Genomic DNA, 1513 nt, shown 5'->3' with positions numbered 1-1513 from the left:
CCAGGCTGTGTGGAAACTGATTGGAGGCTCCGGTTAACCGGGGCCTCTTCTGGTTTCAGGCTGTGGCGGTTTGGATGTTGATGGCGCGCAGGATGTTGTAGGCGAGGATCGAGAGGGCCATTTCGGTTCTGGTTCCTTTCAGGTTCCTGGTCAGGAAACGGCCGCCGGCTGTCATTCGCTTGATGGTACCGAAGGGATGTTCGACGGCACATCGCCTGGCTTTCATCATCTCGGGCGTGGCACGGGCATCCATGCGGTTGAGCGCCTCGTCGTCGAGGTGGCGCTTGACGGTGCGCCGCCCCGCGGTGGTACAGGACGGCTTGAGCGCGCAGCCGGAACAGTCCTGTGAGACGTAGGTGACGTTGCGCTTCTTGCGGTGGAGTTGCTTTCGCACGAGGGTGCGACCCGCCGGGCAGGCGAGCGTGTCGGTTGCCGGATCGTAGGCGAAGGCGGTGCGGTCGAACAGCGTGCCGTCACCCTGATTGTTGATCGAGCGCTGCGAGGGCACGCAGGCGACGATGCCGTCGCGCTCGCAGGCGCTGGCATGCTCGCCGTTGTCGAAGCCCTTGTCGGCCACGACCGTCAAGGTGTCGAGGTCGAGGCTCTCTTTCGTGGCGCTGGCCATTGGATGAAGCTGGCGACGGTCGGTCGGCTCGTCGGTGACCTCGTGATGGACGATCAGGCCGGTGTCGGCATCGACGGCGGTCTGCACATTGTAGCAGGGCGGCTTCTGGCCGCTGCCGCCCCGCATCGGACGGGCATCTTCCTCGCCCTCGACGAGCATAGTGCGCTCTTGCGCATCCAGCTTCGCGGCCATCCGGTCCAGTTCGGCGCGTCGGCTGCGCAGGGCGGCGAGCGCCGCCCCAACCGCATCCGGTTCATCGTCGGGTTCGTTCGCGTCGGCCTCGTCCAGCCCGGAAAGGTAGGCGGCGATCCTGCTGTCGAGACGGGCTTGCTCCTCGGCGATCTCCCGGCGGCCGATCACCTTCCCGGGGCTGGCGGCGGCGCGGAACTTCGAGCCGTCCAGCGCCACGAGCCGGGCCGTAAACAGACCGGCATCCCGGCACACGAGCACGAAGGCCCGGCACGCTCCGACGATGGCGGGGCCGTTGTCGCGGCGGAAATCGGCAATTGTCTTGAAATCGGGGGCGAGCCTTCGCATCAGCCACATTGCCTCGACATCGCGCCGGCAGGACCGCTCCAGTCGGCGCGACGAGCGCACCTCGTTGAAATAACCCCAGACATACAGCTTCAGAAGGTCACGCGGATCATAGCCGGGCCGTCCCGTCGATGCCGCAACAGCGCGCACAAAGCCGAGGCCCATCAAATCGAGACCATCCGCAAAAGCGTCGATCACCCGAACCGCGGCGTCCGGCGCCACGTAGTCTTCGATCCGTGACGGCAGAAGCGATACCTGCTCCCGATCCTCGCCGACGATATATCCCATGAAAATGGCCGCCCTGTTCCCAAGGCGGCCATCCTATCTGATTTGCCCGGCTTTCCACACAGCCTG

Annotated in this window: 1 protein-coding gene; it reads right to left on the bottom strand. The window is 65.4% G+C overall.

Annotated features, from left to right (window positions below; translation table 11 throughout):
* Positions 1-55: 55 nt before the first annotated feature.
* On the bottom strand, positions 56-1447 hold the full coding sequence (locus SMD10_RS25290) for an IS1182 family transposase (protein WP_331688488.1): 1392 nt from the start codon (positions 1445-1447) through the stop codon (positions 56-58).
* Between the last annotated feature and the right edge of the window lie 66 nt (positions 1448-1513).

This window comes from Consotaella aegiceratis, assembly GCF_036541425.1.
In the GTDB taxonomy this organism is placed as follows: domain Bacteria; phylum Pseudomonadota; class Alphaproteobacteria; order Rhizobiales; family Rhizobiaceae; genus Consotaella; species Consotaella aegiceratis.
This window is presented reverse-complemented; position numbering and strand designations above follow the sequence as displayed.

What these genes read in the sequence shown, in the direction of transcription:
- SMD10_RS25290 (WP_331688488.1), bottom strand. Translation starts at nt 1,447, where the DNA reads ATGGGATATATCGTCGGCGAGGATCGGGAGCAGGTATCGCTTCTGCCG.